The sequence below is a fragment of the Pseudomonas arvensis genome (assembly GCF_056688935.1).
Genome location: NZ_CP162038.1, coordinates 3,908,569 through 3,933,196, shown reverse-complemented (window position 1 = coordinate 3,933,196; position 24,628 = coordinate 3,908,569). Strand labels below are relative to the sequence as shown.

The window sequence follows — 24,628 nt, the reverse complement described above, 5'->3', positions numbered from 1 at the left end:
AGCAGCTGCTTTTTGGGCAGAGCAAAACGTGGGTCGCTGGCCTCTAAAATCAAGAGCGCTTTTCACATTAGGAGGAAAGGCAGTTGTGCTGAGATCTGATTAGCAAGGTTATCCACCATGCTGCCTTCGCAGAAGATCGATCTGATCTGCAGATACTAGCGTACGTAAGGTATTGTAAAGCGCTCGTGTTTCCAGCAGGTTCCACACTCGCAACATGGTTTCCAGTGCATCCAGAGGTTTGCTGATGAAATCCTTGGCTCCCAGCGCCAGGGCGCGCAAGCGCGTGTCGCGCGTGGCGTCGGCGGTGAGCACGAGGATCGGCAGGTATTCACCGCTGGGGATGCGCCGGTTGAGTTGCTCCAATACTGCAAACCCGTCGAACTCCGGCATGTGCAAATCGAGAATGACCAGATCAGGCTCGAAGCTGTTGAATAGATCCAGAGTGCGCAAGGGCTGTGTACTGCTCAAGACGTTCGTCAAGCCTTCGCGCGCAAGCAACTGCTCCACCAGGTCCAGATTCGGACGTTGATCGTCGATGATCAAAATGCGCAGATCAATGTTCACATGGGCTCCGGAAAGCATTTGTTGAGGTGGGCGAGAAACACGGGTACGTTGATTGGTTTGGTCAATACGGCCGTCGCTCCGGCTTCTTGCAAGGTCTGACGGGTGAGGTCGCTGGCGTCGGCGGTAATCATCAATACCGGTGTATTTTGAGTGATCGCAGACCGGCGCAGGCGCTGCAGCACCTTCAGCCCGTCGAGGTCCGGCAGTGAAACATCCAGCAGAATCAGCTGTGGTGCATGCTGTGCGGCCAGGTCCAGCCCCAATTGGCCTTGCATGCTCGAAAGCAATTTTATCCCCGGCCTGCGCTGCAGCAACGTCTCGATCAGCGCCAGGCTGGATAGATTGTCTTCAATGCACAACACGTTGCCCTGAATGTCGGGGGCGACGATGTCAGGAGCTAGCGATAGGGTGTGGGCGACTGCTGCGGCGGCGCTGGGAGGTTCCAGCAAGCGCACGAATGGCAGCTCTATCGTGAATCGGGAGCCTGAGCCGTATTGGCTCTGCGCCGTCAAACTGCCCTTCATCATTTCCAGCAGGCTTTTACTTAGCGCCAGGCCAAGCCCACTACCTTCCACGCTCGGATCGGCGTTCAGTCGCTCAAATGGCTTGAACAGTTGACCCAAGTGATCCGCCGCAATGCCGTTGCCGGTATCGCAGACTGCCACAGTGATTCGCTGCTGCGTCACGTTGATCTCAATACTCACGTGTCCTTGAGGGCGGTTGTACTTTATGGCATTTGACAGCAGGTTCAGCAGCACTTGGGTCAGGCGCTGTCGATCAGCGACGATCCCGATGTCGGCGGCCAGCGTTGGCAGCGGCGTCAATTGGATGCCGGCATCGGTGGCCATGGGGGACACCAGCGACAGTGCTTCTTGCAGTGCGATGGCCAATGCGATTGGCTCGATATTCAACGGCAATCGTCCCGCTTCGATCTTGGCAATGTCCAGAACCTCGTTGATCAGCGTCAGCAGGTGTTGGCCTGCGCGTAGGATGTGCCCGACCTGCGCCGTTTGCCCAGCAGGCAAGTCCATGTCCAGCAGTTGTGCAAAGCCCAGAATAGAATTGAGTGGGGTACGCAGTTCGTGGCTCATGCGCGACAGGAACTCGCTTTTGGCACGGCTGGCGCGTTCGGCTTCCTCGCGGGCTGTGCTCAAGGCAATTTCGGCCGCACGGCGGTCGGTAATGTCGCGTGTGATTTTCGAAAAGCCTCGCAAGGCGCCGGCGCCATCGTACTGCGCGGTAATCACAACACTGGCCCAGAAGCGCGTGCCGTCCTGGCGGCAGCGCCAGCCTTCCTCCATATAATGGCCATTGCGGGTGGCCTCGCTCAGTGCCATATCAGGGTGTTGTGGGCACTCATGCGGCAGGTAGAACACCGAGAAGTGCTGGCCGATGATTTCCTGTTCGGTGTAGCCCTTGATCCGTTCGGCACCGGCGTTCCAACTGGTGACGTGACCCGCTGTATCTAGGGCGAAAATCCCGTAGTCCTTCACCCCATCGATAATCAGCCTCAGTCGCTCCTCGTTTTCGCGCAACGCGCGTTCGCGCTCGGCCAGCAGGGCCCCGGCTTCTACCAGGCGCGTGCCCAGTTGACCAATCTCGTCTTTTTCCGGCGGCTGCCGCCGCAGGGGTTGGCCGAGGGCCAGACGCTGCGCATTGCCTTGGACGTTCTGCACCCGCGCAACAATGCCCTTGGACAGAAACAGCACCGCGACGATTGCACCAAATAGTCCGCAGATGGCGGCCAACCAGGTGGACAGTAACAACCGTTGGCGAGTCTCTGATGCCGCGGCCGTACGCTCGGCCAGCAACGAGTCCTCGAGCGTGAGCATGGCGCTGATGTGTCGACGCAACTCATCAAGGATGTGTTTGTTGCTGACCAAGATGTTGGTAATCGACTCAGGGCTCGTCGCCGGGTCGCCAAGCATGTCCTCCAGCCCATCGATTTTGTTGGTGATCAGCGGCCTGATTGCCGTCAGTTGCTCACGCACTCGCTGATCGCGCACGTTGCGGTCGAGCCGGCGCAGGGCTGATTCAATCTGGGGCTTGGCGTTCAAGTATCCAGGTAGGAAATCCTCACTGCGTGTCAACAGGTAACCGCGCACACTGGCGGCGGCTTCGGCGAGCAGGGTGTGCACGGCCTGTATGTCACCTTGTACCCGCAGTACCCTGCGTACGTCTTCTTCCGCGCGAGCGGTCTGTCGTTCGGTGTTGTAGATGAGCACCAGGGACAAAAGCAGCACCACCAGGGGTAGGGAAATCACCACCAGCGCCTTGCCGCGCAAGGGTAGGTCAGTCCAACGCCTGGCGTAGAACACGTTCACGATTGTGTCACCAGGCCTAATGCGATGCCACGGACGGCGGCTTGGGTTCGATCGGCCGCACCGAGCTTGCCGATGACCCGTTCAACGTGGGCCTTGGCCGTACCGGTGGTGATCCCCAGGTTTTCTCCGATTTTGCGGTTGCTCATGCCGTTCGCCACCAGTGTGAGCACTTGGCGCTCCCGTGGGGTGAGGTTTTCAGTTGGAACAGCGCCGCTGGCGTTGCGCTCGGTCATGCGTCGTAACAGTCGGGCGCTGACTGCACTATTGAGGACCTCTTCACCGGCAGCTATCCGTTGCAACGCGTCGATCACCTCGTCACGGCTGGCATCTTTGAGCAGGTAACCCACCGCGCCGGCATTCATGGCCGCTTCCAGATGATCGGGGCTGTCGTCCATGGTGAAAACCACTACTTTGAGTGCTGGCAGACGCTGTTGCAGCAGGCGTGCCGCTTCCAGGCCATTGAGAATCGGCATTCGAATATCGAGAATGACGATATCCGGCAGTAACTGCTCGCACAATTCAACCGCTTGCTGGCCATCGCGGGCCTGGCCGACCACGTCGAATTGCGGTTGGCCGGCCAGCAAGGCGACGAAACCGGTGCGCGTGACTTCATGATCGTCCGCCAGCACCAGACGCAAGATATGGCTCATTGAGAGGCTCCATCAAGGTCCGCAGGCACGCGGGCGTGCAGTTGTGTACCGCCGTCGATCGCGCTGACGCAGGTGAGGCGGCCGCCGAGCAGGCTGGCGCGTTCGTGCATGGTGGCAAGGCCCAAATGCTGAGCATCATGGCCATCGCGCATTTGGCCTGCACAGAAGCCTTTACCATTGTCCTCTACTTGCAGTGAGGCCAAGCCGTTGTGCAGTTCCAGCGTCAGTCCGACGTGGCTGGCCTGTGCATGCTTGAGAATGTTGTTGATCGCCTCCTGGCCAATCCTGAACAAGGCGATTTCTACCTGGCTGGGCATCCGCGCTTCGCTGCGCCTGCTCCACTGTACGCTGACTCCAGCTTCGCGCAGGCGATCGGCTTCTTTGTCGAGCGCCTTGGATAAACCGAAATCATCCAGCACCGTTGGGCGTAGGCCTGCGATCAGCTGTCGACCTTCACGCACAGAGTGCTGGGCCAAGGTCAGAATCGCCTGCAAGTCCGTTGCCAGTGTGTCAGACAGCGTCGGGCAGCGTCCGGCAAAACCCTGCAGGCGCTGATGCAATCCGGCCAGGTTTTGAGCCAGGCCATCATGAAGGTCGTAGGCTACGCGTTTGCGTTCGTCTTCCTGTGCGCGAAACAACCGATTGACCAAGTCCGACAGCGTGCGATCTCTCGCCATGAGCGTCTTCAATAGCCGATCATTCTCAAGGTGCGCGGCCAGCAGCGTGGCGAGCAACTGCAGTGATTCGCTGTCATCATCAGCCGGCGCGCGCAGGGACACGCTGTTGGCCAGGAGCAGAGCGCCAAAGGCAGCGCCGTCGCTGCCGCGCAACGGTACCTGCAACATACTGGGCAGGCCATCCGCTGCAAGCTCTTGCCAGCACGGCGCTTTCAAGCTGCGGTTGACGACAGCGGCCAGGTTGAGCAGCCGGGCAGGATGGCCATGCCGGGCGGTGGTACTGATGCCTCCCTCGTTGTCCCATTCCAGCAGCACCCCATTGTCCATCGCAAGGAAGGCGCATGCCCGCACCAGCACGCGTTCGCGCATCGCATCCGGGGTTAGTTGGGTTAACTCTTGGCCGGTATCAACCAAAAGCCGCAGACGCGCTGAACGGCTCTCCGATTGGCGATAGTGAGCGCGGATGGCCAAGGCACTACCGGGATCGTGGGGTGGGTTTTGCATGCTTCAGCTCCGGTGTTACAGGCCCGCGGGCGTAGGGGGCTTATTAAACCTTGCCGGGCATGTCGAGCGCCATCTGTCAAATGGCATAGGCAAATAACGCCGGTTGGCCGATGTCGGGTGGCAGGCAAGTTGGCAAAGTGGGCTCAACGAACACCACTGGAGTATCGCAATGAAATTTAAAACCGCATCGATCGCCCTGATTTTCGCCTTGAGCGGACCGTTTGTTCAGGCTGCCGAGACGGCACCCTATGTCTACCGTGATACTGCGCAAGCGCCTGCGAATGTGAAAGACCGAGAGATTGCCGGTTTGTTTGACCGTTGGAACAGCACATTGCAGACCGGTAACGTACAAAAAGTGGTCGACTTGTATGCGCCGGGCGCCGTGTTGCAGCCAACCGTGTCCAACCAGGTACGCACTACGCCAGCGCAGATCAAAGACTACTTTGAACATTTCATGGCGCTCAAGCCTGTTGGGCAGATCAACTACCGCGAGATCCGCCAGTTGGGCAGCAACGTGGCCATGGACAGTGGTGTGTACACGTTCACCCTGACCGAGGCGGACGGTAAGATCCGTCACGTGCAGGCACGCTACACTTTCGTCTACGAGCAGGTCGGGGGGCAGTGGAAGATTCTCAACCATCACTCTTCGGCCATGCCGGAAGTACGGGTGAAACACGCCAAGCATTAAAGCTTTATAAAAGTGTCCACTACCCTCGCGGGGGTGGACATTGATTCACAAGAGTTCGAACACTTGCGGCAACCGTTCCGCCGCGACCGCAATGCGCAACGCTATTGCGCCGAAGAATAGGGTATGGAGTTCGGCATTTTCGACAACACCGTCGCGCGGTTTGACGGCCGGGGCAAACACGTTCTGTTGGTAGATCACGTCTAGCAGAACAGCGAACGGCTTTGGTTCTAGTTCAACGTGCGTGGTCTGCCCGTACCGAGCTCATGAACGCCTGCGTGGCCGACGACTGGATTCGATGCCGACGAGTGATCAAACCGTACGGTGGCAAGCGAGCTTCGAACTTGATCGGCAAAACAGCTAACAAGTCCCGACCGGGATAATCCTCAACCACCGAAACCGGCGTCACACCGAGCATGTCGGTTTTTTGGATCAATGAAAGCAAGGTCATGATTGATGTGGTTTCGACGATGCTGCTGGGGATGTCGACCCGGGCGTAGTGGAACACCTGATTGTGATTGCGTGCATCGGGCTCGGATGTTGTTGCAACACCCAGGAAATGCTCTGCAATTCGGCCCAACTCAGGTGCGTCGCTTTCGCCAAAGGATGCTGTGCCCCCGAAATCACGCACAAAGCCTCTTCGCCGAGGTTGTCGAAGAGCAATTCTTCGGCGCGGGCACCGGCTGGAATTGTCCCAGCACGATGTCCAACTGATCCTGCAACAGCGCCTGCACGAGCACGTCGCTGGTGTCGACCTGAATGCTCATGGACAACCGTGGGTGGCTTTGTTTCAACGTAGCGATGGTGCGGGTCAGCAGGCCCGAAGCCAGCGCCGGGATAGTGCCGACTGCCACCCGGCCGATGTTGCCGGATTCGAGCGCCACCAGTTCTTCGCGCATACCGCTGAGTTCAGTGAAGACCACGCACGCGGAGTAAATGACGGTTTCTCCGAACCGGGTGGAGGTGTGCGAGGCGATGGCACACGGCGGACCGTATCCAGCGACGTCCGATTCGCGGGGGACGTCGGTGGGTTCGCTGGCCGTTGATCGCTTTCTGGCGTCGGTGTGTTTTCAGAATTATTCCGGATGCGTTGTTGCCTCAGGCATTGCAGAACACTAATCCGCTTGGGATTCGACGGTTAGCGGATGGAGAGATGAGTGACTAAGCCTGCTCATAAAGACGGGTTTGGGTTACGGAGGCTTAAAAGTCGTTTATGTCTTGAATGACAAGGTGCCGTTTGCTGTTTGCTGGAGAGCTTCCAACTACTCGTTTTCTGGAGGGAAGCGCCCACGCTTCGCCAGTATTCGCGAACTGGAACTCCGTTCCCGCGTTGTTGCTGCTTGACGAGTCTATCTCGGCACTGGATGGTGCTTGGGCCGAAATTCAATATTCCCAGTCGCTACGCCGTGACCCCGGACCCACGCCTGTCAAGGAGACTTCACTGCTCGGCAAAAAGACTGATATTTCAGATAGAATTCAGGATTTAAGCCTGAAGCTACTGAGTTCCGTTCACTCGCCATGCGACATCAGTGACGCCGTTCTTTTCAGCATGAGGCTTTGAAACCATCTTCATTGGTGAACGGTCTGGCTGCGGATTGGGGGCAATGCCTACATTGCAGTCGGTCCTGTGCCGCGCTTGTCGCACATTGCCGCCAGTTGACACGTTACCTCAAACCTATCGCTTGCTTAATGCGCCTGAACGATAGTGTCCAGGCGCTGGCGATAGATCACGTTGAGGTCATCGATTGCGTGTGAGGCCGGCACACCTGCTAATGGACTTTCAAACAGTTGGACATACAGTCGATCGCTTTGCTGTCAGGCCTGTCATCGATGAAAAAGCCATCTCGATTTGGCATTTTTATGGCGGCCAAGGTTGCTGCATCGACAGTCGCATTAGCGTCAAGCAGCTTGTTGACGTGCAAGACGTAACCGGTTACCGCGTACACTTGGTCATTGGTTAGCGACTGGGGAGACTGGAAAGGCATTGCCCTACGGATGTAGTCAAAGAGGGTCGTCGCATAAGGCCAATAACTGCCTACCGTCTTAAGTGGTTTGTCAGTGGTGAGGGACCCATTACCTCCTGCCAATGCCGGGCCAATGCCGCCTTCGAGTTTTAGACCATGACAGGCGAGGCAGTTATTCATATAAACCTTTTCACCGTCCGCTACCGTGGCGCTTCCCGGGGGCAACGCTTTCCCGTCGGGTGCCACGTCGATGTTCCAACTGGCGATCTGTGCGTCCGTAGCGCTTGTGCCTAACCCGTACTTGGGTTGGGCGGCGACACAGGTTAATGTGCAGGCGCAAAACAATCCCAGCAGGAACGAACCCTTTTTAAGCCCGTCCATTGGTCACCTCCCCACTGCTGGACACGCGCCACGGTTGCACCGAGTTGTTGTGATAGAAAGAGACCTTGCCGCGTTCATCGATCAACTGTTCCAGCATCGGTTGCACATACCCGGTCTCGTCGATGGCGCGGCTCATGATCATCAACTCTTGGCCTTTCCATTCGAAAGGGGCCCTGAAGGCGGTCAGTGCCTTGGTCAGAATAGGCTCCTGTAACCTGGCTTGCGTCCAGTTGTCGCCGCCATCGATGGAAACGTCAACGCGGGTAATTTTGCCGTGTCCGCTCCAGGCGATGCCACGCATCTCATGCAGACCCTTGCGCGTCAGTTTCTGGGTGCCTGAGGGGTAGGTGACCAGCGATTTGCATTCCATAACAAAGGAAAACTTCCGGGCTTTGCCATCGGCCATCAAGTCGGTGTATTTGGCGGTTTCTTCCCGGCTGTAGGCGGGCGCGTCGGTGACGTGAAGTCGGCGCAGCCATTTGATGTGAGTATTGCCCTCGTAGCCGGGTACAAACAGGCGCAGCGGGTAGCCCTGTTCCGGCCTTAGGCGCTCGCCGTTCTGGCTGTAGACGACCATCACATCGTCTAGGCATTTTTCGATGGGAATGCTGCGAGTCATTGCCGCGCCGTCCGCCCCTTCGGCGATGATCCACTTGGCTTGGGGCTTCAGCCCGGCTTCATCCAGCAAAGTTTTCAGAGTAACACCCGTCCACTCAGCGCAACTCACCAGGCCGCTCACTTCGGCTGCGGTTTTACCCCAGGGAGGTAAAAACGATGGATTTCCCGAACACTCCATGAAGTGCACCCGTGACACGGCGGGGAACTGGCGTATCTCATCCACGGTAAAGATCAAGGCTGTTTCGGTGATGCCATGGATCACCAACCGGTGTTCCGCCGGATCGATTTGCGGGACGCCCGCGTGGTGGCGCTCATAGAACAGGCCGTTCGGCGTAATGATGCCGTCCAGTTCTTGAAGTGGGGAGGTGCTGTAGGCGGACATCGTGTCCTTCAGGCCGGGATATAGATTCCTGACGGCTTTGGTTTCGAACGTTGAAGGTTTGCCGTAAGGGCTCGCCGTGGGAGCGCCAAGACTGCGGGTCCATTGCGGGACTTTAAGGGGCAGGTTCGAATCAAGAGGGACGTTATTGGTCGTCTCGGCGTTGATGATGGCGCTATCACCCAGAGCAAAGGCGGCAGTGCCGATAACGGCCCCGCTTTTTATCAGGAAATCCCTGCGAGCCAAAGATGTCCGAGGCGCGTCTTGCTTGGTGGGGACCATGGATTTTTTTGTCATTGTTGTTCCCTCTGGTTCTTTGTCGGGCTGGACCCAACGGCAAGTCAGTAGATTGATCGGTCGGTCTGTAGCTAGCCTAGAACGAAAAACGCGCGTGGTCCAGTCACAAGGACAACCATCGGTGATTGGCCGTGAATGAGGAGGAGGTCGAAGGATGCGGCGCATTTGAAGCGCCGCTGATGACAGTTAAGCCAGGTGTGGCTCAACCTTCAGTCCGGGCAGGAGGGTGTCGCAAAAGAACGTAGCTATGGATTCCGGAGAGCGCGGGCCACCGGGCTTGATCCACAGATAGCTGTAGTGGTGGATGCCAAGAATAGCCTTCACGGCCAACGATTCGGACGTACGGAAGGTTTTCTCGCTCACGCCGGCCTTGAGGATTTGCGACCAGAGCTTTTCATACTGCCGGTGCAGGTCGAGCAACTCGGTCTGGCGCTCGCCAATGACCGAATACACTTCTCGAAAACACACCGTCATTTCCGCCAGGTGGGTAACAATCGTGCGCATCACGATGGCCGAGAACTGGCGAAATTTATCTTCCGCAGGCAGATCGCTCTCGCACAGGGGCGTACCTTCTGCGATGAGCACCCGTAAATATCGGCTGGTGATTTCGAACAGTAACTCTTCCTTGCTGCCGATGTGGTAATACAGCGCACCTCGAGCAAGGCCGGTGGCTTTTTCCAACTCAGCCATGCCGGTCGCATGAAAACCGCGCGTCGAAAACAACTGCGCAGCAATTTTCAGGATTCGCTCCTTGGTGCTGGTTTCAGCAGGTTCGGCAGCGACGACGGCGTTCTTTCTTCCCATGAGTCAATTCCAACCGGTTGAGCGCCAATCATACCCATGCGTGCGCGATGAATGATACAGATGGGAGAAGCTCATCCCTTGGTTGCAGGAAGATAACTGTATTGACCGATCGGTACAGAGGCGTTTATAAGCCCACCGTAGTTGAACGTGTTTCATAGGACGCGATGGCGTCGAGCGTTCTGAGAGTCTACCCAGGCATTGGGATCGATCATGACAATGAGCAAACACTTCACTCGGACGTTCAAATCGTCAGCATCGGCGAGATTGATAGCGATGACCTGTTTCGCCATGTTCGCTTTTGCCGCGAACTCGCTGCTGTGCCGCCTGGCGTTTAAACACACCAACGTCGACGCCGCGAGTTTCAGTATTGTCCGACTGGCCAGCGGAGCCGTGGTGTTATGGCTCATGTGTGCCTTGAGACGGTCCTCAACCACGATCAAAGGAAGTTGGAAGGGGGCCGCAGTTTTGTTCGTTTACGTCTTCGCTTTTTCCTTCGCATACCGTCATTTGGAGACCGGGACGGGGGCGTTGCTGCTGTTTGGGGCGGTTCAACTGAGCATGGTTCTGTACGGCATGTTCAAAGGCGAGCGGATGCACAGGCAGGCAATCGTTGGTTTTGTGTTGGCAATTGTTGGCCTAGTCAGTCTTCTGCTTCCAGGTGCGGCTGCCCCTGACTCCGTTAGCGCATTCACGATGCTGTTATCGGGGGTGGCATGGGGGATCTATTCAATGCTTGGCAAAATTGTCGCCGATCCGCTGGCAACCACAGCCGGCAATTTCCTGCGCTCGATTCCCCTGGTTTTGATCGCAAGTTTGCCGTTTCTTTCAGAACTGCGTTGGGATCTACTGGGGATACTTTATGCGGTTCTTTCCGGCGCGCTGGCGTCGGGCGTGGGCTACGCGGTCTGGTATGTCGCGGTGCGTAATCTTGCAGCGTTTCAAGCCGCGACGGTGCAATTGAGCGTGCCCATCCTGGCTTCGCTGGCTGGTATCATTTTTCTGGGAGAAAGCCTAAGCGTAAGGATGGTGTTGGCATCCGTCGCTGTGCTGGGGGGGATTGCGTTGGTGCTGAGCGGCAAACAGCACGGCTAGTTGTCACCGGATGACGATGCTGAGGAAAATCACTGCTGCTTTTAACCTAATGAGTAGTTGTTCGATTGGCTATGGGCCGAGCTCATGAGGTTGGATCATTCTCTTGGCCCTTGATGCCCTTCAAAGACAAGTCCAGAATTAAGCCTTTTCCTGCTTTGGTAAGAAAAGAAATTCTTTAGATTTAAATGGGGCGGTAGCAAGCGATATGATTATTGGGGGCCGGATCGGAAAGCGCTAAGGCTTCTCAGCAGACAGAAAACCCCAACGCCGCTCAGTATTTTGGTACCAAGGCAGTACTGCGGGACTAGCCAATCGCTTAACCAGGGCGTATTACCGCCCTAGCGCTTCAAAAGAGTGGGCGGTCAAGCAGAGATTTCGGCTAGCCACTGATCCACGGTGCGAGGCGTTAAGGCCAATTGGACTTGAGCGCTGGTGCCTGCTGTGATCGCATTCGCGGCAGCATTTGCTTGAGCTTCATAGGCGGCAACAACTCCAGCCGCAGCGTCTGTTCCGAACAGGGGCGCAATCATTTCGCCGAAGGCCTGCGGCGTCACGCTGCTGAACGCTACCGTACGTTTCAGGTACCGTTCGAAGCCTTGAGCCAGTTGCTCTCCAGTGATCGCTGGCGACTGACCTACACCGACCAAGCCTGTAACCGTTGTGTCCGTGAACAGCCTTTCCGCGACCTCAGCAACATCCAGGTGTGAACACCAGGACACCGGGTACTCCGCTCGGATGGGGTAGCGAAGAACACCTTCTGATTTCACAGCACCCAAGACGAGAGGGTTGAGTAGGTTTTCAAGAAATAAACGTGGCGCAATCACTGCAAATGACACACCTGATTCTTGGACACCTCGAATCAGTTCCGCGATAGCACTGCCCGGTGGGTTTTGCAGTGGAGAGTCAGGATCATCCACCACCCAGCCACTGGTTGAGATGACTACTCTGCCAGGCTTAGTTTGTTTGATGGCTTCTACAATGTTTTGCGCATGAATGAGACGTTCTGCCTCGGCCGCTACAGGCAGATGAATGAAAACACCCGTGGCATCTTTGTAAGCCGCAATCAGGGAGGCTACTGATGCGTTGTCAACCTTAACGCTAGGCATACCGTTGACAGAGCCCGTGTTGCGAGCAGTAGCTATCGCATTATGGCCGGAATGAATCAGGCGTTTTAGAAGCGGGGCACCTTGTGCTCCGTTGGCGCCATGGACAATATAGCGACTCATTTTACTTACCTCGTTGCGATTTGATAGCGAGAAACCAAGGTCTATTACCACGGTTGGTTACGTCAAATGCACTATTGGAAGATTCTTTAGCATGAAGCAAAAAAATAGTCCTTGCTGTGGTGTCGCTCGTTTTCTTGCCCTGCTTGAGGGGCCATGGGCCACCTTGATCGTGAGAGAGTTACTGGGCGGACCATTGCGTTTTACCCAACTAAAAAAAGCTTTGCCGGGTATTAGTGCTCATACATTGACGCACCGTTTAAAAGGCTTCGAACGCCACAAATTAGTAACACGTACTGCATACGCAGAAACGCCTCCTCGGGTCATGTATGAGCTCACTCCTCTGGGGCAAGAGTTACGTGATGTGTTAGAGGCAATGTGCAAGTGGGGGGACTTGGTTCCGGATGAAGTTTCTCTCGAAAATGATCCTGAGCACGCGCCTGCTGATACTGAGACTGCGATACCAAGGCGGTCGCTGAAGAGGTGATAAGCAAATATGGTGGCCGTCGTGACTTCTTTGGATCTCAGCGTTTGCTCTGCCCCTTAAACTGTTCGCGAACAGGGCTCGGCCCAAACGCTACCGTTATTCATGTATAATCCGGTTGGCCGGATTCACTCATTATTCAAAATATGAGGCGGTGTAAGTGCCACTATGGCTAGGTCCTTGCGCACAGGGCATTTGTCAATATCTACATCCCAGAATCCCTTTTTGGACGAGCTCAGGTGGCGTTCTCCCGCAGATCCTTATATCTGTCTTGTGGAGGTGGGGGCCGGACAGCCTTAGCAATACGTCAAGGCAAAAGTCTAGGGCTTGTTTGAAGAGCCTGCCCACAAACATCTTTCAATGCAGGCCAGTGTGACCATGACCTTAACGCTGCTTCAAGCTAGCTGTTTCCTCGGCTGACCGATTCGGTGAGGTCATTCCATTCCAGTTAAACGAGTTTTTAAGTGTAAAGTATTTCGGAAATCGTAGTTTTTCCTAATGCTCACTGTTTGCGTCTTCTGAATTTCAGTTGGATTCGCCTCCAGTCATGGTACGGATTGATACAATGGCCCACCACCGCAGGTGTGGGGCCATTATTATTGCTCATCAGATAGGGAGGGCACGCTCACCCAGTTGTAAAGTCACCCACTTAAGCTCGGTCATGTCGTGAATTGAGTAACGACCATTTTCCTTATCATGACCGCTATCCTTGAAACCTCCGAACGGGGCGATTTGGCTGTAGCACGCTTGCGCTATAGCTTCGATGCGAAGCTACATTCTAAACTGCGGATAGCCCCCCGGTACTTCTTGTTAAGTTGCCGCGGTGTGTGGTGACTAGGGTGTTTTATCCAAGGTTTCATGGTCACTACATCCACTATTACAATCGGCAAAGCATTTGATTCCTGCAAATTGAAGACTCCTTAGTCAGACGTTAGGAATTGATGCATGCCTCGTTTCCCATTCCATCTCCTAATTCCTCGCGCTGTATCCTCAATCTGAGGTCACGTGCGCAGCATTTTGCCGCAACTGGTCTAAGCAGTTCGCCCATTGTTGAGCCGCCTCCCGGCGTTGCACTAGTAATTGCACGCGGGTATACACAGCCCCCAACGCACCTGGCATCCGGTGGGATAAGGACAGTTCGAGCACGATTGGATCGATACCTAAGTGCTCGTGGGCAATGGTCCGGTAGGTGGCGCGACAGCCGTGGGCGGTGATGTTGTACTCCGGCCAGATGCGCTGAAAGGGCTTGAGCATGGAGGTCGGGTTTATGGGGCGTCCCCGATAGACCGGTGAGACGAAAACCCAGCCTTTGCCTTCTTCATCCACCACGCGGGTTTTTTGCCGAGGCCGTCAGCAAGGCTCAGGAGCTGGGTTACGCCGAAGCCGACCCGACGGCGGATGTCGAGGGCCATGACGTACGCCTCAAAGTGGTGATCCTGGCGAATGAACTGCTGGACGCGAAGCTGACGGTCAGCAACGTCACGTGCAGTGGCATTTCCTCCCTCAGCCTTGGCGACATCGAAAAAAACCGGCAGGACGGCGCTCGCTGGAAGCTGATCGGGTCGGCGATGCGTCATGCCGATGGCTCGATCAGTGCCAGTGTCGTACCGCGGCTGTTGAACAACGACTATCCGCTGGCCAGTGTTGGCGGCGCAGGTCCTGGATATCGTGGAGCCGCCCATTGAGGTCTTTAACGCCTATGACGGTTACCTCATAGGTAGCGTAACGAATGTCTGTGCGTCGCAAGTTCCGCAGTTGTTGGAGACAGGACGCAGTGGTGCACGAGCGTGCGCCGCGTTAGCGCGTCATCGTCGGGCTCGCATTCTTGAGCAAGCCGCAATCAACATCGAACATGATGCCCGTGTGTTTGCCAGGCTGATCGTCGACGAGGCCGGGAAGACCCTCAAACAGGCGGAAAAGGAAGTCAAGCGTTGCGTCAACACCCTCAAGCTGTCGGCCGAGGAGGCCAGGCGCAATGCCGGGGAGTTGGTGCCGTTTGACGCTTATGAAGACTCCGAATCGCGTCAGGGCTGGTTTTCTCGCGAGCCCTTGGGCATGATCGTGGCGATCACGCCGTACAACGATCCGTTGAACATGGTGGCACACAAACTCAGTCCGGCCATTGCGGGCGGTAACGCGGTGATTCTCAAACCTTCCGAGCTCGCGCCATTGTCGGCCACTAAACTGGTCTCCTATCTGGTCGCGGCAGGCTTGCCTGAATCAGTGGTTACAGTCGCCCCCGGCGGCGCGGAACTGGGCAAAGCGTTGGTCGCCGCCCGTGAGGTGCGGATGATTTCCTTCACCGGCGGTTTCGTCACCGCAGAACAGATCGCCCGCACGGCCGGGTTGAAGAAACTGGCCATGCGCCTGGGCGGCAGTGCGCCGGTAATCGTCATGGGCGACTGAGACCTTAAGGCCGCTGTCGAGAGTTGCGTGTCCGGAGCCTTTTGGGCAGCGGGGCAGAACTGCGTAGGCACTCAGCGCTTGCTGATTCAGGCGTCTGTTTATGAAGCGTTCCGAGAGCAATTCGTCAGCCAGGCGCGTGCGCTTGTGGTCGGCGATCCATTGCTGGCCGATACCGATATAGGCCCCATGATTACTGCGCAAGCCGCGCAGAATGCCGAGCAAGTGGTCAACGAGGCCTTGCAAGAAGGCGCCACGTTGCTATGCGGCCATCGGCGTGCAAGATCGTGCTACGCCGCCACCGTGCTGGAAAATGTCGATCACGCCAGTCGACTCTGGCGCAATGAAGTCTTTGCTCCGGTGGTGGTATTGCAGCTTTTCGAAACCTTCGATGAAGCCATCGCGTTGATCAATGAGCCCGAATACAGCCTGCATGCCGGGATCTTCACCAATGATCTGGCAACCGCCATGAGCGCCGCACGGAGGATCGAAGCCGGGGGAGTGATGATCAACGACTCTTCCGACTACCGCTTCGATGCGATGCCGTTTGGCGGTTCCAAGTACGGTAGCCTGGGCCGGGAAGGTGTGCATTTTGCCTACGAGGAAATGACCCAACCCAAGGTGGTGTGCCTTAACACGTTGGGTTAGTCGATTCGCGGTAATGGATCAGCTCGTATGGTATTGGGTCGGTTTGGTCTCCGGCCCAATGCGTTTTGCTGAGGGGGGGAGAAAGGAGAAGTTGAATATTTCCACTGAGCTGATAATCGCCAAGAAAGCGTCTTTTTCGATCTGAGGGGCGGTGAGATTTGAAGAATGACGACTTCTGGCCGTTTTGTGCATGTCGTGACTGACCCTTTGGGCTTAAGCGGTCGGTGACAGGCCAGTGGCAAATCGAAAGCAAGCGGGCGCGCTATCACCGAATTAACTAAATCTTATAGTGATGCCCTGACCACCAATGGACAATCAACTGGCTGGGCTCCCGATACGTTGAGGGTCTCGATCAGGTGCCGGGCAGCCTTGCGACCGATCTCGTAATACGGCAGTTGCACCGTGGTCAGCGGCGGGATGAACAGCTCAGCAATACCGATCATGTTGTCGTAGCCGAGCACGGCGACATCGTCGGGAATTTTCAGGCCACGGCCCAACAATAGTTGATAGGCACAAAAGGCAATGCGGTCGTTGCCACAGATCAGAATGTCGAATTGGGGACGACCCTCAATGATGTTCCGGTCGAGGATGGCTGCGGTTTCACCATAGGCGTCATGATCGGAAAGGTCGTATTGCAGGAGTGCGTCAGGCGACAGCCCGAATGCCTGACAGGCACGTTGCAGACCTTTTTGTCGCAGGTTCCAGGCCAGACTCTGTTTTGGCAGATTGATACACAGAGGGCGCCGATAGCCCTGGCTCAACGCGTGATGTACGGCTCGATACTGCCCCGCTTCGTCGTCTGGCACATAACTCACCAGGCGACTGTCATCGGCCAGGCAATTGGCGAGTACCAGGGGTTTGCTCTTCAATCGTTCGGGAATGCATACCTGGCGAAACCCCATGGCGCTGAAGATCAACCCCTCGGGGCGGTGCGACAACATCAGGTCGATGTTCTGGTCGGTGGGAGGGTTGCTCAACAGGTTAAGGATGAACACATTCCAGCCGGATTGCTGCGCAGTCTGTTCGATGGACAGCAGCAACTCGACTGCGAACGGTGTGGTCGCGGTGTCCAGCGCGAACACACCGATGGTTCGCGACTGGAGGTTGTCGCCGCGCATCTTGCGCGCCGACAGGCTCGGTACGAATTGCAGTTTATCAATGGCGCGACGCACCCGCAGAAGGGTTTCAGGGCTCAGTTTTTCCGGATTATTGAGCGCTCGAGAAACCGTCATCAGGGACACGCCGGCCAGCTGTGCAACGTCTTTCACTGAAGTCATGCGAGGCGAGCCCGGTAAGGTTGACGCAGAATCATGACACAGGGCCCGGGCTTCTCGCGACTCGAATGACGTTGCTCACAGCCATCCAGAGCCGAGAGGCCATGCCTTGGGAATCGAGACACGCCCGCCACTCCCGCTTGACAGAAGCTTCACGCCCAGGCTGTCGGGCCGCGGATAGAGGCGACTGCTGAGGCTGAAGCGCGCGTTTTCGTCGAACACCTCGATGGACGAGCGATCGAGGAACACACGCAGTTCCAGTCGCTCTTGTGTCGGGTCTATCGACACGCTGCGCTGGCCTGTGACTTGCGCACCAGAGTGGGTGCGGTCAAGCACCAGACGCCGCAACGCCGCATCGTAGTAGAGCAGGGTTTGTTCATGGCCATCGTCGCTGCAGCGCAACGCGATTCCCAGGTGGCCATCGGTGCAGCCGAGTAAATCCAGGTGCACGTGGATTTCGAGCATATCGCCATTCACTTCCGGCACCCACCGGGTTCCTGATTCATCCCACCAGGACGTGCCTGGCAATGGCGCTTTGCGCAGAGCGGTGAGCTCACGTGCCGGATACACGCAAAGGCGATCTGCGCACAGTTCAAGTTCGCGCGGCAAACCGAGCATGCCGCACCAATGATGGGCCTGGCTCGGCATCGGGCTTTCCCACATGTCGAGCCACGCCCACACAAGGCGCCGACCGTCGGCGGCCAGTAGCGTTTGTGCGGCGTAGAAATCATGGCCGTTATCCAACTCGATAAAAGGCCCGCCGGTGAAGTGCCATTCGCTGTCGAGTCGGCCCACTCGATAACCGGTCTGGTACTTGTTGAGCCGTTCGTAACCCTCGGATTGCATGCCCTGGGGGGAGTACAGCAGCACATCGCGCCCGTTCAGTCGGAACAGATCCGGGCACTCCCACATATAGCCATCGCTCTCGCTGCCGCTGGACACATAATCAAGGAACTCCCAGGCGTGCAGATCCGTGGAACGGTATAGCGGCAGTAGCGGTTTATCACCCAGGCGCGCGCCGGCAATCAGGTACCAATAGTCATCCTCCTGCCATACCTTGGGGTCACGAAAGTGCATGATCGTGTCTTTCGGCGCGTTCTCGATGACGGCGCCATGTTTGACGAACCGGATGCCGTCGATGCTGGTGGCCAGGCACTGGACTTGACGGATCAAGTGTTCGTCACCCACGTCCCCTAGCCATGTGTGTCCGGTGTAGATCAGTGCCAAGGTATCTCCACACACCACTGCGCTACCGGAAAAACATCCATCACGGTCGAAGTCATCGCCGGGTGCCAGCGCAATGGGCAGGTGCTGCCAATGAACAAGATCGGCACTCTTGGCGTGACCCCAATACATCGGGCCCCATTTCGCGTCGAAGGGATAATGCTGATAGAAAACGTGATATTCGCCACGAAAGTACACGACCCCGTTAGGATCGTTCATCCAGCCCACTGGGGGGGCAAGATGATAACCAGGTCGATAATCCTGGATGACGCGAGACAGACCGTCACTCAGCGCACGCTGCGCAAGGTCAAGGGTGCAAGGCATTGGATCGCTCGGGGTATTCAAAGACAAGGTCATAGGGCGCGTGCTCGGACTGAGCTTAGAGAAACGTCATCCGGCAGGGTTACAATGGCTTGTGGGTGGCGACTCAAGGCATTGCCGTCGGCGTCGAACAGGTGCAGATTGCCGAACTCCAGCTGCAGCTCGACCTGATTGCCCACCTGCCACCCGGCGTTGACCTCACAACGACAGATCAGTGGCTCGTCCTGACCTGTATCGAGGTGCACATAGGTTTCACTGCCCAGGTATTCGACCCCGGTCACGACGACGCCGGTAGTTCCTTGCGCCGCCTTGAGCGACACGTGTTCCGGGCGAATCCCCAGAATCAGTGGGGCGTCCGCCGCCAGATTCGAGCTGTCGAAGGGCAGGGAGGTCATACCCAGGACGGGAGTATCGACCAGGCTGGTTTCACCCGGGGCATGCAGGCGTGCCGCCAGAAAGTTCATTCTGGGCGAACCGAGAAAACCGGCTACAAAGCGGCTCGCCGGGCGCTCATAGAGATCGCGCGGTGAGCCGACCTGCTCTACGCGACCGCCATTGAGCACAACAATTTTGTCGGCCAGGGTCATCGCTTCCACTTGATCGTGAGTGACGTAGATCATGGTCGAGCCCAGTCGATCATGCAGCCGGGCGATTTCGTTGCGCATCTGCACCCTCAAGGATGCATCCAGATTGGAGAGCGGCTCATCGAACAGCAAAATGTCCGGCTCACGCGCCATGGCTCTGCCCATTGCCACACGCTGGCGCTGCCCTCCAGACAGTTCTTTTGGCTTGCGTTGCAGCAGTTTGTCCAATTGAAGGATTTGCGCTGTTTTCAGCACGCGCTCACGCAGGCTGCTCTTTTCAGTCTTGGCCAGTTTGAGACCAAAGCTGATGTTGTCGTAGACGCTCATGTGTGGGTACAGCGCATAGGATTGAAATACCATGCCGACGCCACGCTCGCGCGGCTCCAGGTCGTTGACCCGACGCCCGTCGATCAGCAGGTCGCCGCCGCAGATCGAATCCAGTCCGGCGATCAGGCGCAGCAGGGTCGACTTGCCGCAGCCCGAAGGGCCGACGAACACCACGAATTCACCCGCCGCGATTTCCAGGCTGATGTCGCGAAGAATCCGCGCGCCGCCCAATTGTTTGTTCACGTTGTTCAGTTTCAATTTGATCACGATGCTGTTCCTTGTCTTTGTTGGGCATCAACCCTTTAACGCGCCGGCAGTGAGACCGGAAACTATTCGGCGCTGGAAGATCAGCACCAGAATTACCAGTGGGACGGTGACCAGCACCGATGCAGCCATCAACAACCCCCAAGGCAACTCATGGGGGCTGCCGCCGGAAATCAAGGCGATGGCGACCGGCACCGTGCGTTGCGTGTCGGTGAGGGTGAAGGTCAGGGCAAATAGGAACTCGTTCCACGCGGCGATGAAGGCCAATAAGCCAGTGGTGACCAGTGCGGGCCAGAGCAGTGGCAACAGCACTCGGGTCAGCGTGACCCAGGGTGAAGCGCCATCCATGATTGCCGCTTCTTCCAGTTCATGGGGCAGTTGCCCCATGAACGTGGTCAACACCCAGACGGTGAAGGGCAGGGTAAAAATTGTGTAGCTGAGGATCAACGCCCAGGAGGTGTTGTACAGACCCAGGGCGCGGATCACTTCGAACAGCCCCGACAGCACCGCGACCTGGGGAAACATCGACACCCCAAGGACCATCATCAAGACCGTGCCACGCCCACGGAACTTCACCCGGCCCAAGGCATAGGCGGCGGTCAGGCTGAGGAACAGCGCCAGTGTCACCACACACAGCGCAACCACCAGCGAATTACCGATAGCCCGCAGGAATGAGGCTTGATGGAGTACCGCCGCGTAATTGGAGAAGTCGGGGTTATCGATCCAGTAGCTCACCTCGAACAAGGCGCTGGATGGCTTCAGCGACGTCACGATGGCGTAGTAGAAAGGGAAAACCGCATACAGCAGCAACACCCCGATCAGACACCAGAACCCGAGGCGCAACAGCGCTTTTTTCAGCTGGCGCGGGCTCATGAGCGGACCTCCAGTTGACGGCGTCCGAGGTAGAGGTAAAGCATGGCGATGACCGCAACCACCAGAAACAACAGCGTCGAGGCTGCGCTGCCGTAACCGACGTCCTGGAACTCCACCAGGTGCTGACGGGCATACACCGACATACTCATGGTGCTCGACGAGTTCGAGGTCAGCACGTATATCACGTCAAATACCCGCAACGAGTCGAGGATGCGGAATATCGCCGCCACCAGCAATGCGGGCATCAGCAGGGGAAGCGTGACACGCCAGAACACCTTCAGCGGATGAATGCCATCGACCCTGGCGGCCTCGTAGCAATCGCTCGGCAGCATCTGCAAGGCCGCCAACATCAGCAGCGTGACAAAAGGGACGGTCTTCCAGACGTCGACGATGATCACCGCCCACATCGACAGGTCCGCATCCGCCGTCCAGGCCAGGGGCGCGTCAATCAGGCCTAGGCTCAGCATCAGGTGATTGATGATGCCGAACTGGTCGTTAAGCATCCATGACCAGATCTTCGCCGAGACAATGGTGGGAATCGCCCAGGGAATCAGAATCAACGCACGCACCAGAGAGCGGCCGGTGAACTTGATGTTCAGCAGCAACGCCACCAGCAGCCCCAATACGACTTCCAGTCCCACTGACACCACGGTGAAATGCAAGGTGTTGCGCACCGCGTTCCACCACTGCGGATCGACCAGGATGCCCGACCAGCTGGAGCCGTTGTGGAATAGATAATTGCTCAGGCCAACGAAGGATCCGCCACCGGTGTCCGCCAGGTTGGCGTCGGTCAGGCTGAACCAGAATGTGCGCAGTAACGGCCACGCTGCCACCAGGGCCAGGCACAGCAACATCGGCGTCAGAAACAGCCAGGCGGCGCGTACTCGGCGACGCTGCACAGGCGTTTCCCGGGCGAGCAGGAGCTCGTCACAGTGGGCATGGGTAGTAGAGACAGACATGGTGATTTCCTTCCTTGTGGCTTACCAGTTCCGGCGTTTGATGCGCGTGAGTTCGCTTTCCAGTTCAGCCAGCGCCTGATCGACAGGCAACTCGCCCGCCAGCACGCCATGCACTCGATCGAAGAACGCATTGGAGACCCGTGGATAGCGATCGGCAGTAATGGAGGCGGGACGCATCACCCCATCATTGAGAATGCTGTGCAACTGAGCGTAATAAGGCATTGCCGCGAGCAGTTCGGGGTCTTGATACAGCGACTCGATAACCGGGTTGTAGGCGCCTATCAGGGCACGATGTTTTTGCTCTTGGGCACTGGTCAGGTAGCTCACCAGTTCTGCGGCAAGTTTTGGATGGGCGCTGTAACGCGATACCGCCAGGCCCCAGCCACCGAGTGTTGAGGCATGGCTGCCGGTCTCGCCACCGCGGGGCAGGGGAGCGACCCCGACCTTGTCTTTTACGGCACTGTCCTGGCTTTGCACCAGAGCCCAGACATAAGGCCAGTTACGCATGAACAGCGCATTTCCCGATTGGAATACACCCCGGCCTTCTTCCTCGGTGTAATTGAGTACGCCCCGCGGGGAGATGTCTCCTACCCAACTTTTCGCCAGGGTCAAAGCCGTTCTTGAAGCCTGGCTTTTGACCACGATGTCACCTCGTGGATTGACCAGCCCGCCTTCCGGATGGCTGCTGATCCATTCCAACGCATTACACGTCAGGCCCTCGTAGGCGCGCCCCTGGAAGATGTAACCCCACGCATTGGGGTTCCCGGCATTGCGCTCAGCCTGTTGAATGTTCCTGGCGGTAGCGGTCATATCCTCCCAGGTCTGCGGAACCTGCTGGTTGTACTTCTCGAGCAAGTCCTTGCGGTAATACAGCAGGCCCGAGTCGGTGAACCACGGCATCGTCACCAGCCGTCCGTTCACCGTGGCGTTATCCACCTGTGCCTGGAAATAGCCTTGGGTCGGGTTGGCAGGAAGCACCTCGCGCAGATCCATCAAGTGTTTGGCCAGCATTCCTGGCCACACCATATCGATTTGAATGATGTCGATGTCGCTGGATTGCGCACTGAGGATCTGTTGATAGAACGACAACCTCTCGGTCGCCGAGTTAGGCGTGGAAACCACCTCGACGTTGTTGCCGGTCTGTTTCGACCACGCCTCGACAGCCTCCTTGCAGAGCTGCAACTCCGCACCCACCGCGCCACACGAGATCGTTAAATCGGCAGCGCTCGAGAGGCATGGAAATCCGGCACAGAGAGTGAGTAGTGCGGCTGGAAGGAGAGTTTTTAGCTGTTTCATAAAGCCCTCTTTATTTTTGTTTTTAGAAAAGTTAACGTTAACAGCGCCAAATGTAGCAGCGTCTTTGCGATGAGGCATCCTTTTTTTCGTCGATTGCGACAATTCGCACCTCATGAAAAATGGCCGGTCGCGGGAACAAAACAATAAAAACAAAACAGGAAATCCACATGCAGAAAGCATCAAGCTGGCTACTCGCAGGCGTGCTCAGCACTTCGGTGACGACCTCTCAGGCCGCTACTCTGGAAGAACGCATGGCCGCGTTTGAAGCCCGTGCCAGCGCCGCGGAAAAGCGTGCAGCCGCAGCCGAGCAGCAAACCCAGGCACTTGCCAGGGAATTGCAGCAGATCAAACTCGCCACTGCTCCCTTGCAGCCCGCAGCGTCTGCAGCGGCAGTAATTTCGGTGCCCGCTTTGGATACCCGACTGGCAAAACTTGAAGCCCGTCAGCAAAGCCTGGAGAAAGAGGGCAGTACCGGACACCTCACTGGTGGGTTCAGCTTCAACGGCTACGCCCGCTCCGGATTGCTGATCAACGATGGGCTGGGTGGTGGTCGTGGCGGCCCTTATGAAACTCCTGCCGGTTCAGTCGGTGGTGCAGTCGGGCGACTCGGTAACGAAGACGACACCTACATGCGTATAGACCTGTCGAAAGAAATCTATGCGCAAAACGGCACCCGTTCCAAATTCACGGTCTCGATCGCTGACGGTGTGGAAAGTTCTAATGACTGGACGGCTGACGAAAGCAAACTGAACGTGCGCCAGGTATTCACAGCGCTTGACCATCTCGCTGCGTTCAAGGGCAATTCAGTGTTCGAGAACGCCACCCTGTGGGCAGGCAAGCGATTCGATAGAGATAATTTCGATATCCACTGGCTGGACTCGGACGTTGTCTATCTGGCCGGCACCGGGGGTGGAATCTACGATATGCAGATGAACAAGAATTGGCGTTCGAACTACTCTTTGATCGGGCGCAACTACGGGGATTTCAGTCAAGGCGGTCTTAGTGCCGATGTGGAAAGCTACATCCTGACCTCCAACCAGTTCTTCGAGGATGGTCAGTGGCAGTGGATGTTCAATGCCATCGGCGCAAAGAAAAACGATTTTGGTACCCGCACCAATGCAGCGGGTTTGACGCCTGCGGATTCCGGTTTGCACAGCATGCTGGCCAATCACCAGAAAAACTTTTTCGGCAGGGAAGGCTTCTTCAAAACGGCGCTGCTCTATGGGCAAGGTCTGGGAGCTGAGGTCAAGAACATCGGCTCGGATGGCGAACTCATCGACGATGCCCGCGCTCTGCGTCTGGCACTTTACGGTGAGACACCCCTTGCGCCTGACTGGCGCATCGGGCCCAGCTTGCTGGCCGAACAGAGCAAAGATAGATACGTCAAGGGTGACGATTACCGCTGGCTGACCCTGAGCGTGCGATTGGCTAACAAAATCAACAGCAATTTCGAGATGGCCTACGAAATAAGCTGGCAAAACATGAAGCTCGACCCGAAGGACTATCTACAACGTAATGCGGTCGACGGTAACTTTTGGAAATTCACTGTCGCCCCGACATTCAAACCTGAGGTTGGAGATTTTCTTACACGTCCCGAATTGCGAGTGTTCGCAAGCTTCATGAACTGGTCTTCGGATCTGGACAGATTCAGTACCACAGATTCCTTTGGCATGACGGACTTCAAAGCCGGAGGTGTATGGCAATACGGTATACAAATGGAAACCTGGTTTTAATACTTGAATGTGTCCGGCCAACATCTGCTTTGAAGTTGGCTATGAAAACTTCTCTAACTTCAACAAACCTTGCCTT

General features: G+C 56.8%; 20 protein-coding genes and 5 pseudogenes. 7 read left to right on the top strand and 18 right to left on the bottom strand.

Features of this window, described 5'->3' with window-relative positions; genetic code table 11:
* Positions 1-108 precede the first annotated feature (108 nt).
* From AB3G88_RS17510 to AB3G88_RS17495, 4 genes are read right to left on the bottom strand one after another with little or no spacing between them, the layout of a single operon-like run.
* Positions 109-564, bottom strand: coding sequence for a response regulator (locus tag AB3G88_RS17510; protein ID WP_112196129.1), 456 nt, complete (start codon positions 562-564; stop codon positions 109-111).
* Positions 561-2,888, bottom strand: a complete 2,328-nt coding sequence (locus AB3G88_RS17505; RefSeq protein WP_480450941.1) for an ATP-binding protein — start codon at positions 2,886-2,888, stop codon at positions 561-563. Before AB3G88_RS17505 ends, AB3G88_RS17510 begins: the two co-directional genes overlap by 4 nt.
* Positions 2,885-3,538: a response regulator gene (locus AB3G88_RS17500; RefSeq protein ID WP_112196127.1), complete on the bottom strand. Its 654-nt coding sequence runs from the start codon at positions 3,536-3,538 to the stop codon at positions 2,885-2,887. The genes AB3G88_RS17505 and AB3G88_RS17500 overlap by 4 nt, the downstream gene beginning before the upstream one ends.
* Positions 3,535-4,719 carry a sensor histidine kinase gene (locus tag AB3G88_RS17495; protein ID WP_112196126.1) on the bottom strand — a complete coding sequence of 395 codons (1,185 nt, stop codon included), beginning with the start codon at positions 4,717-4,719 and terminating at the stop codon, positions 3,535-3,537. Before AB3G88_RS17495 ends, AB3G88_RS17500 begins: the two co-directional genes overlap by 4 nt.
* Before the next feature lie 169 nt (positions 4,720-4,888).
* On the opposite strand from AB3G88_RS17495, the gene AB3G88_RS17490 reads away from it, so the two are divergent.
* Complete coding sequence (locus tag AB3G88_RS17490; RefSeq protein ID WP_112196125.1) at positions 4,889-5,407, top strand: SgcJ/EcaC family oxidoreductase; 519 nt, start codon at positions 4,889-4,891, stop codon at positions 5,405-5,407.
* 232 nt (positions 5,408-5,639) lie between these two features.
* Here AB3G88_RS17490 and AB3G88_RS17485 read toward each other — a convergent pair.
* Positions 5,640-6,366, bottom strand: a pseudogene (locus AB3G88_RS17485) (LysR substrate-binding domain-containing protein); the annotation flags it as partial.
* Here AB3G88_RS17485 and AB3G88_RS17480 point away from each other — a divergent pair.
* Positions 6,353-6,569: pseudogene (locus tag AB3G88_RS17480) on the top strand (aldehyde dehydrogenase (NADP(+))); the annotation flags it as partial. The pseudogenes AB3G88_RS17485 and AB3G88_RS17480 overlap by 14 nt on opposite strands.
* A 330-nt stretch (positions 6,570-6,899) precedes the next feature.
* On the opposite strand, the gene AB3G88_RS17475 reads toward AB3G88_RS17480, so the two are convergent.
* The 4 genes from AB3G88_RS17475 to AB3G88_RS17460 form a co-directional block, all read right to left on the bottom strand.
* Entirely contained in the window at positions 6,900-7,049 is a 150-nt protein-coding gene (locus AB3G88_RS17475; RefSeq protein WP_317617121.1) for a DUF6555 family protein, read from the bottom strand.
* A gap of 124 nt (positions 7,050-7,173) precedes the next feature.
* On the bottom strand, positions 7,174-7,749 hold the full coding sequence (locus AB3G88_RS17470; protein WP_029291029.1) for a c-type cytochrome: 576 nt from the start codon (positions 7,747-7,749) through the stop codon (positions 7,174-7,176).
* Positions 7,736-9,043 (bottom strand): sulfite dehydrogenase, encoded by a 1,308-nt coding sequence (gene soxC, locus AB3G88_RS17465; RefSeq protein WP_480450938.1) that lies wholly within the window; start codon positions 9,041-9,043, stop codon positions 7,736-7,738. Before soxC ends, AB3G88_RS17470 begins: the two co-directional genes overlap by 14 nt.
* 186 nt (positions 9,044-9,229) lie before the next feature.
* A complete protein-coding gene (locus AB3G88_RS17460) occupies positions 9,230-9,847 on the bottom strand; it encodes a TetR/AcrR family transcriptional regulator (RefSeq protein WP_112196124.1) in 618 nt (205 codons plus the stop codon).
* Positions 9,848-10,063: 216 nt separating this feature from the next.
* On the opposite strand from AB3G88_RS17460, the gene AB3G88_RS17455 reads away from it, so the two are divergent.
* Positions 10,064-10,939, top strand: a complete 876-nt coding sequence (locus AB3G88_RS17455; protein ID WP_153475529.1) for a DMT family transporter — start codon at positions 10,064-10,066, stop codon at positions 10,937-10,939.
* Between the two features lie 362 nt (positions 10,940-11,301).
* Here the strand turns inward: AB3G88_RS17455 and AB3G88_RS17450 are convergent, their stop codons facing one another.
* Positions 11,302-12,165 carry an SDR family oxidoreductase gene (locus tag AB3G88_RS17450; protein WP_480450935.1) on the bottom strand — a complete coding sequence of 288 codons (864 nt, stop codon included), beginning with the start codon at positions 12,163-12,165 and terminating at the stop codon, positions 11,302-11,304.
* A gap of 91 nt (positions 12,166-12,256) precedes the next feature.
* Between AB3G88_RS17450 and AB3G88_RS17445 the strand changes: the two genes are divergently transcribed.
* Entirely contained in the window at positions 12,257-12,649 is a 393-nt protein-coding gene (locus AB3G88_RS17445; protein ID WP_480450933.1) for a winged helix-turn-helix transcriptional regulator, read from the top strand.
* Between the two features lie 603 nt (positions 12,650-13,252).
* On the opposite strand, the gene AB3G88_RS17440 is transcribed toward AB3G88_RS17445, so the two are convergent.
* Positions 13,253-13,378, bottom strand: a complete 126-nt coding sequence (locus tag AB3G88_RS17440; protein WP_480454451.1) for an aldehyde dehydrogenase family protein — start codon at positions 13,376-13,378, stop codon at positions 13,253-13,255.
* 258 nt (positions 13,379-13,636) lie between these two features.
* Positions 13,637-13,996: pseudogene (locus tag AB3G88_RS17435) on the bottom strand (tyrosine-type recombinase/integrase); the annotation flags it as partial.
* Between AB3G88_RS17435 and AB3G88_RS17430 the strand changes: the two are divergent.
* Together AB3G88_RS17430 and AB3G88_RS17425 are read left to right on the top strand one after the other, a co-directional pair.
* Positions 13,984-14,301 (top strand): annotated as a pseudogene (locus tag AB3G88_RS17430) (homoserine dehydrogenase); the annotation flags it as partial. The pseudogenes AB3G88_RS17435 and AB3G88_RS17430 sit on opposite strands and share 13 nt — an antisense overlap.
* Positions 14,291-15,697, top strand: a pseudogene (locus tag AB3G88_RS17425) (aldehyde dehydrogenase family protein). The pseudogenes AB3G88_RS17430 and AB3G88_RS17425, both read left to right, overlap by 11 nt.
* 284 nt (positions 15,698-15,981) lie before the next feature.
* Here AB3G88_RS17425 and AB3G88_RS17420 read toward each other — a convergent pair.
* The 6 genes from AB3G88_RS17420 to AB3G88_RS17395 form a co-directional block, all read right to left on the bottom strand.
* The gene (locus AB3G88_RS17420) at positions 15,982-16,974 is read right to left on the bottom strand and encodes a LacI family DNA-binding transcriptional regulator (protein WP_480450931.1); all 993 of its coding nucleotides are present in this window, start codon (positions 16,972-16,974) and stop codon (positions 15,982-15,984) included.
* A 75-nt stretch (positions 16,975-17,049) separates the two neighbouring features.
* Positions 17,050-18,552, bottom strand: coding sequence for a glycoside hydrolase family 32 protein (locus AB3G88_RS17415; protein WP_112196120.1), 1,503 nt, complete (start codon positions 18,550-18,552; stop codon positions 17,050-17,052).
* Positions 18,549-19,694, bottom strand: coding sequence for an ABC transporter ATP-binding protein (locus AB3G88_RS17410; protein ID WP_112196119.1), 1,146 nt, complete (start codon positions 19,692-19,694; stop codon positions 18,549-18,551). Before AB3G88_RS17410 ends, AB3G88_RS17415 begins: the two co-directional genes overlap by 4 nt.
* A 27-nt stretch (positions 19,695-19,721) precedes the next feature.
* On the bottom strand, positions 19,722-20,564 hold the full coding sequence (locus tag AB3G88_RS17405; protein WP_112196118.1) for a carbohydrate ABC transporter permease: 843 nt from the start codon (positions 20,562-20,564) through the stop codon (positions 19,722-19,724).
* Positions 20,561-21,523: a carbohydrate ABC transporter permease gene (locus AB3G88_RS17400; protein ID WP_153475808.1), complete on the bottom strand. Its 963-nt coding sequence runs from the start codon at positions 21,521-21,523 to the stop codon at positions 20,561-20,563. Before AB3G88_RS17400 ends, AB3G88_RS17405 begins: the two co-directional genes overlap by 4 nt.
* A 21-nt stretch (positions 21,524-21,544) precedes the next feature.
* Entirely contained in the window at positions 21,545-22,819 is a 1,275-nt protein-coding gene (locus AB3G88_RS17395; protein WP_112196116.1) for an ABC transporter substrate-binding protein, read from the bottom strand.
* Positions 22,820-22,986: 167 nt separating this feature from the next.
* Here AB3G88_RS17395 and AB3G88_RS17390 point away from each other — a divergent pair, with 167 nt between their 5' ends.
* Positions 22,987-24,552, top strand: coding sequence for a carbohydrate porin (locus AB3G88_RS17390; RefSeq protein ID WP_112196115.1), 1,566 nt, complete (start codon positions 22,987-22,989; stop codon positions 24,550-24,552).
* Positions 24,553-24,628 lie beyond the last annotated feature (76 nt).

Coding starts and splice junctions, on each gene's coding strand:
- AB3G88_RS17500 (WP_112196127.1), bottom strand. CDS start 3,538: ATGAGCCATATCTTGCGTCTGGTGCTGGCGGACGATCATGAAGTCACG.
- AB3G88_RS17450 (WP_480450935.1), bottom strand. CDS start 12,165: ATGAGTCGCTATATTGTCCATGGCGCCAACGGAGCACAAGGTGCCCCG.
- AB3G88_RS17420 (WP_480450931.1), bottom strand. CDS start 16,974: ATGACTTCAGTGAAAGACGTTGCACAGCTGGCCGGCGTGTCCCTGATG.
- AB3G88_RS17455 (WP_153475529.1), top strand. CDS start 10,064: ATGAGCAAACACTTCACTCGGACGTTCAAATCGTCAGCATCGGCGAGA.
- AB3G88_RS17470 (WP_029291029.1), bottom strand. CDS start 7,749: ATGGACGGGCTTAAAAAGGGTTCGTTCCTGCTGGGATTGTTTTGCGCC.
- AB3G88_RS17390 (WP_112196115.1), top strand. CDS start 22,987: ATGCAGAAAGCATCAAGCTGGCTACTCGCAGGCGTGCTCAGCACTTCG.
- AB3G88_RS17400 (WP_153475808.1), bottom strand. CDS start 21,523: ATGTCTGTCTCTACTACCCATGCCCACTGTGACGAGCTCCTGCTCGCC.
- AB3G88_RS17395 (WP_112196116.1), bottom strand. CDS start 22,819: ATGAAACAGCTAAAAACTCTCCTTCCAGCCGCACTACTCACTCTCTGT.
- AB3G88_RS17490 (WP_112196125.1), top strand. CDS start 4,889: ATGAAATTTAAAACCGCATCGATCGCCCTGATTTTCGCCTTGAGCGGA.
- AB3G88_RS17415 (WP_112196120.1), bottom strand. CDS start 18,552: ATGACCTTGTCTTTGAATACCCCGAGCGATCCAATGCCTTGCACCCTT.
- soxC (WP_480450938.1), bottom strand. CDS start 9,043: ATGACAAAAAAATCCATGGTCCCCACCAAGCAAGACGCGCCTCGGACA.
- AB3G88_RS17445 (WP_480450933.1), top strand. CDS start 12,257: ATGAAGCAAAAAAATAGTCCTTGCTGTGGTGTCGCTCGTTTTCTTGCC.
- AB3G88_RS17495 (WP_112196126.1), bottom strand. CDS start 4,719: ATGCAAAACCCACCCCACGATCCCGGTAGTGCCTTGGCCATCCGCGCT.
- AB3G88_RS17460 (WP_112196124.1), bottom strand. CDS start 9,847: ATGGGAAGAAAGAACGCCGTCGTCGCTGCCGAACCTGCTGAAACCAGC.
- AB3G88_RS17405 (WP_112196118.1), bottom strand. CDS start 20,564: ATGAGCCCGCGCCAGCTGAAAAAAGCGCTGTTGCGCCTCGGGTTCTGG.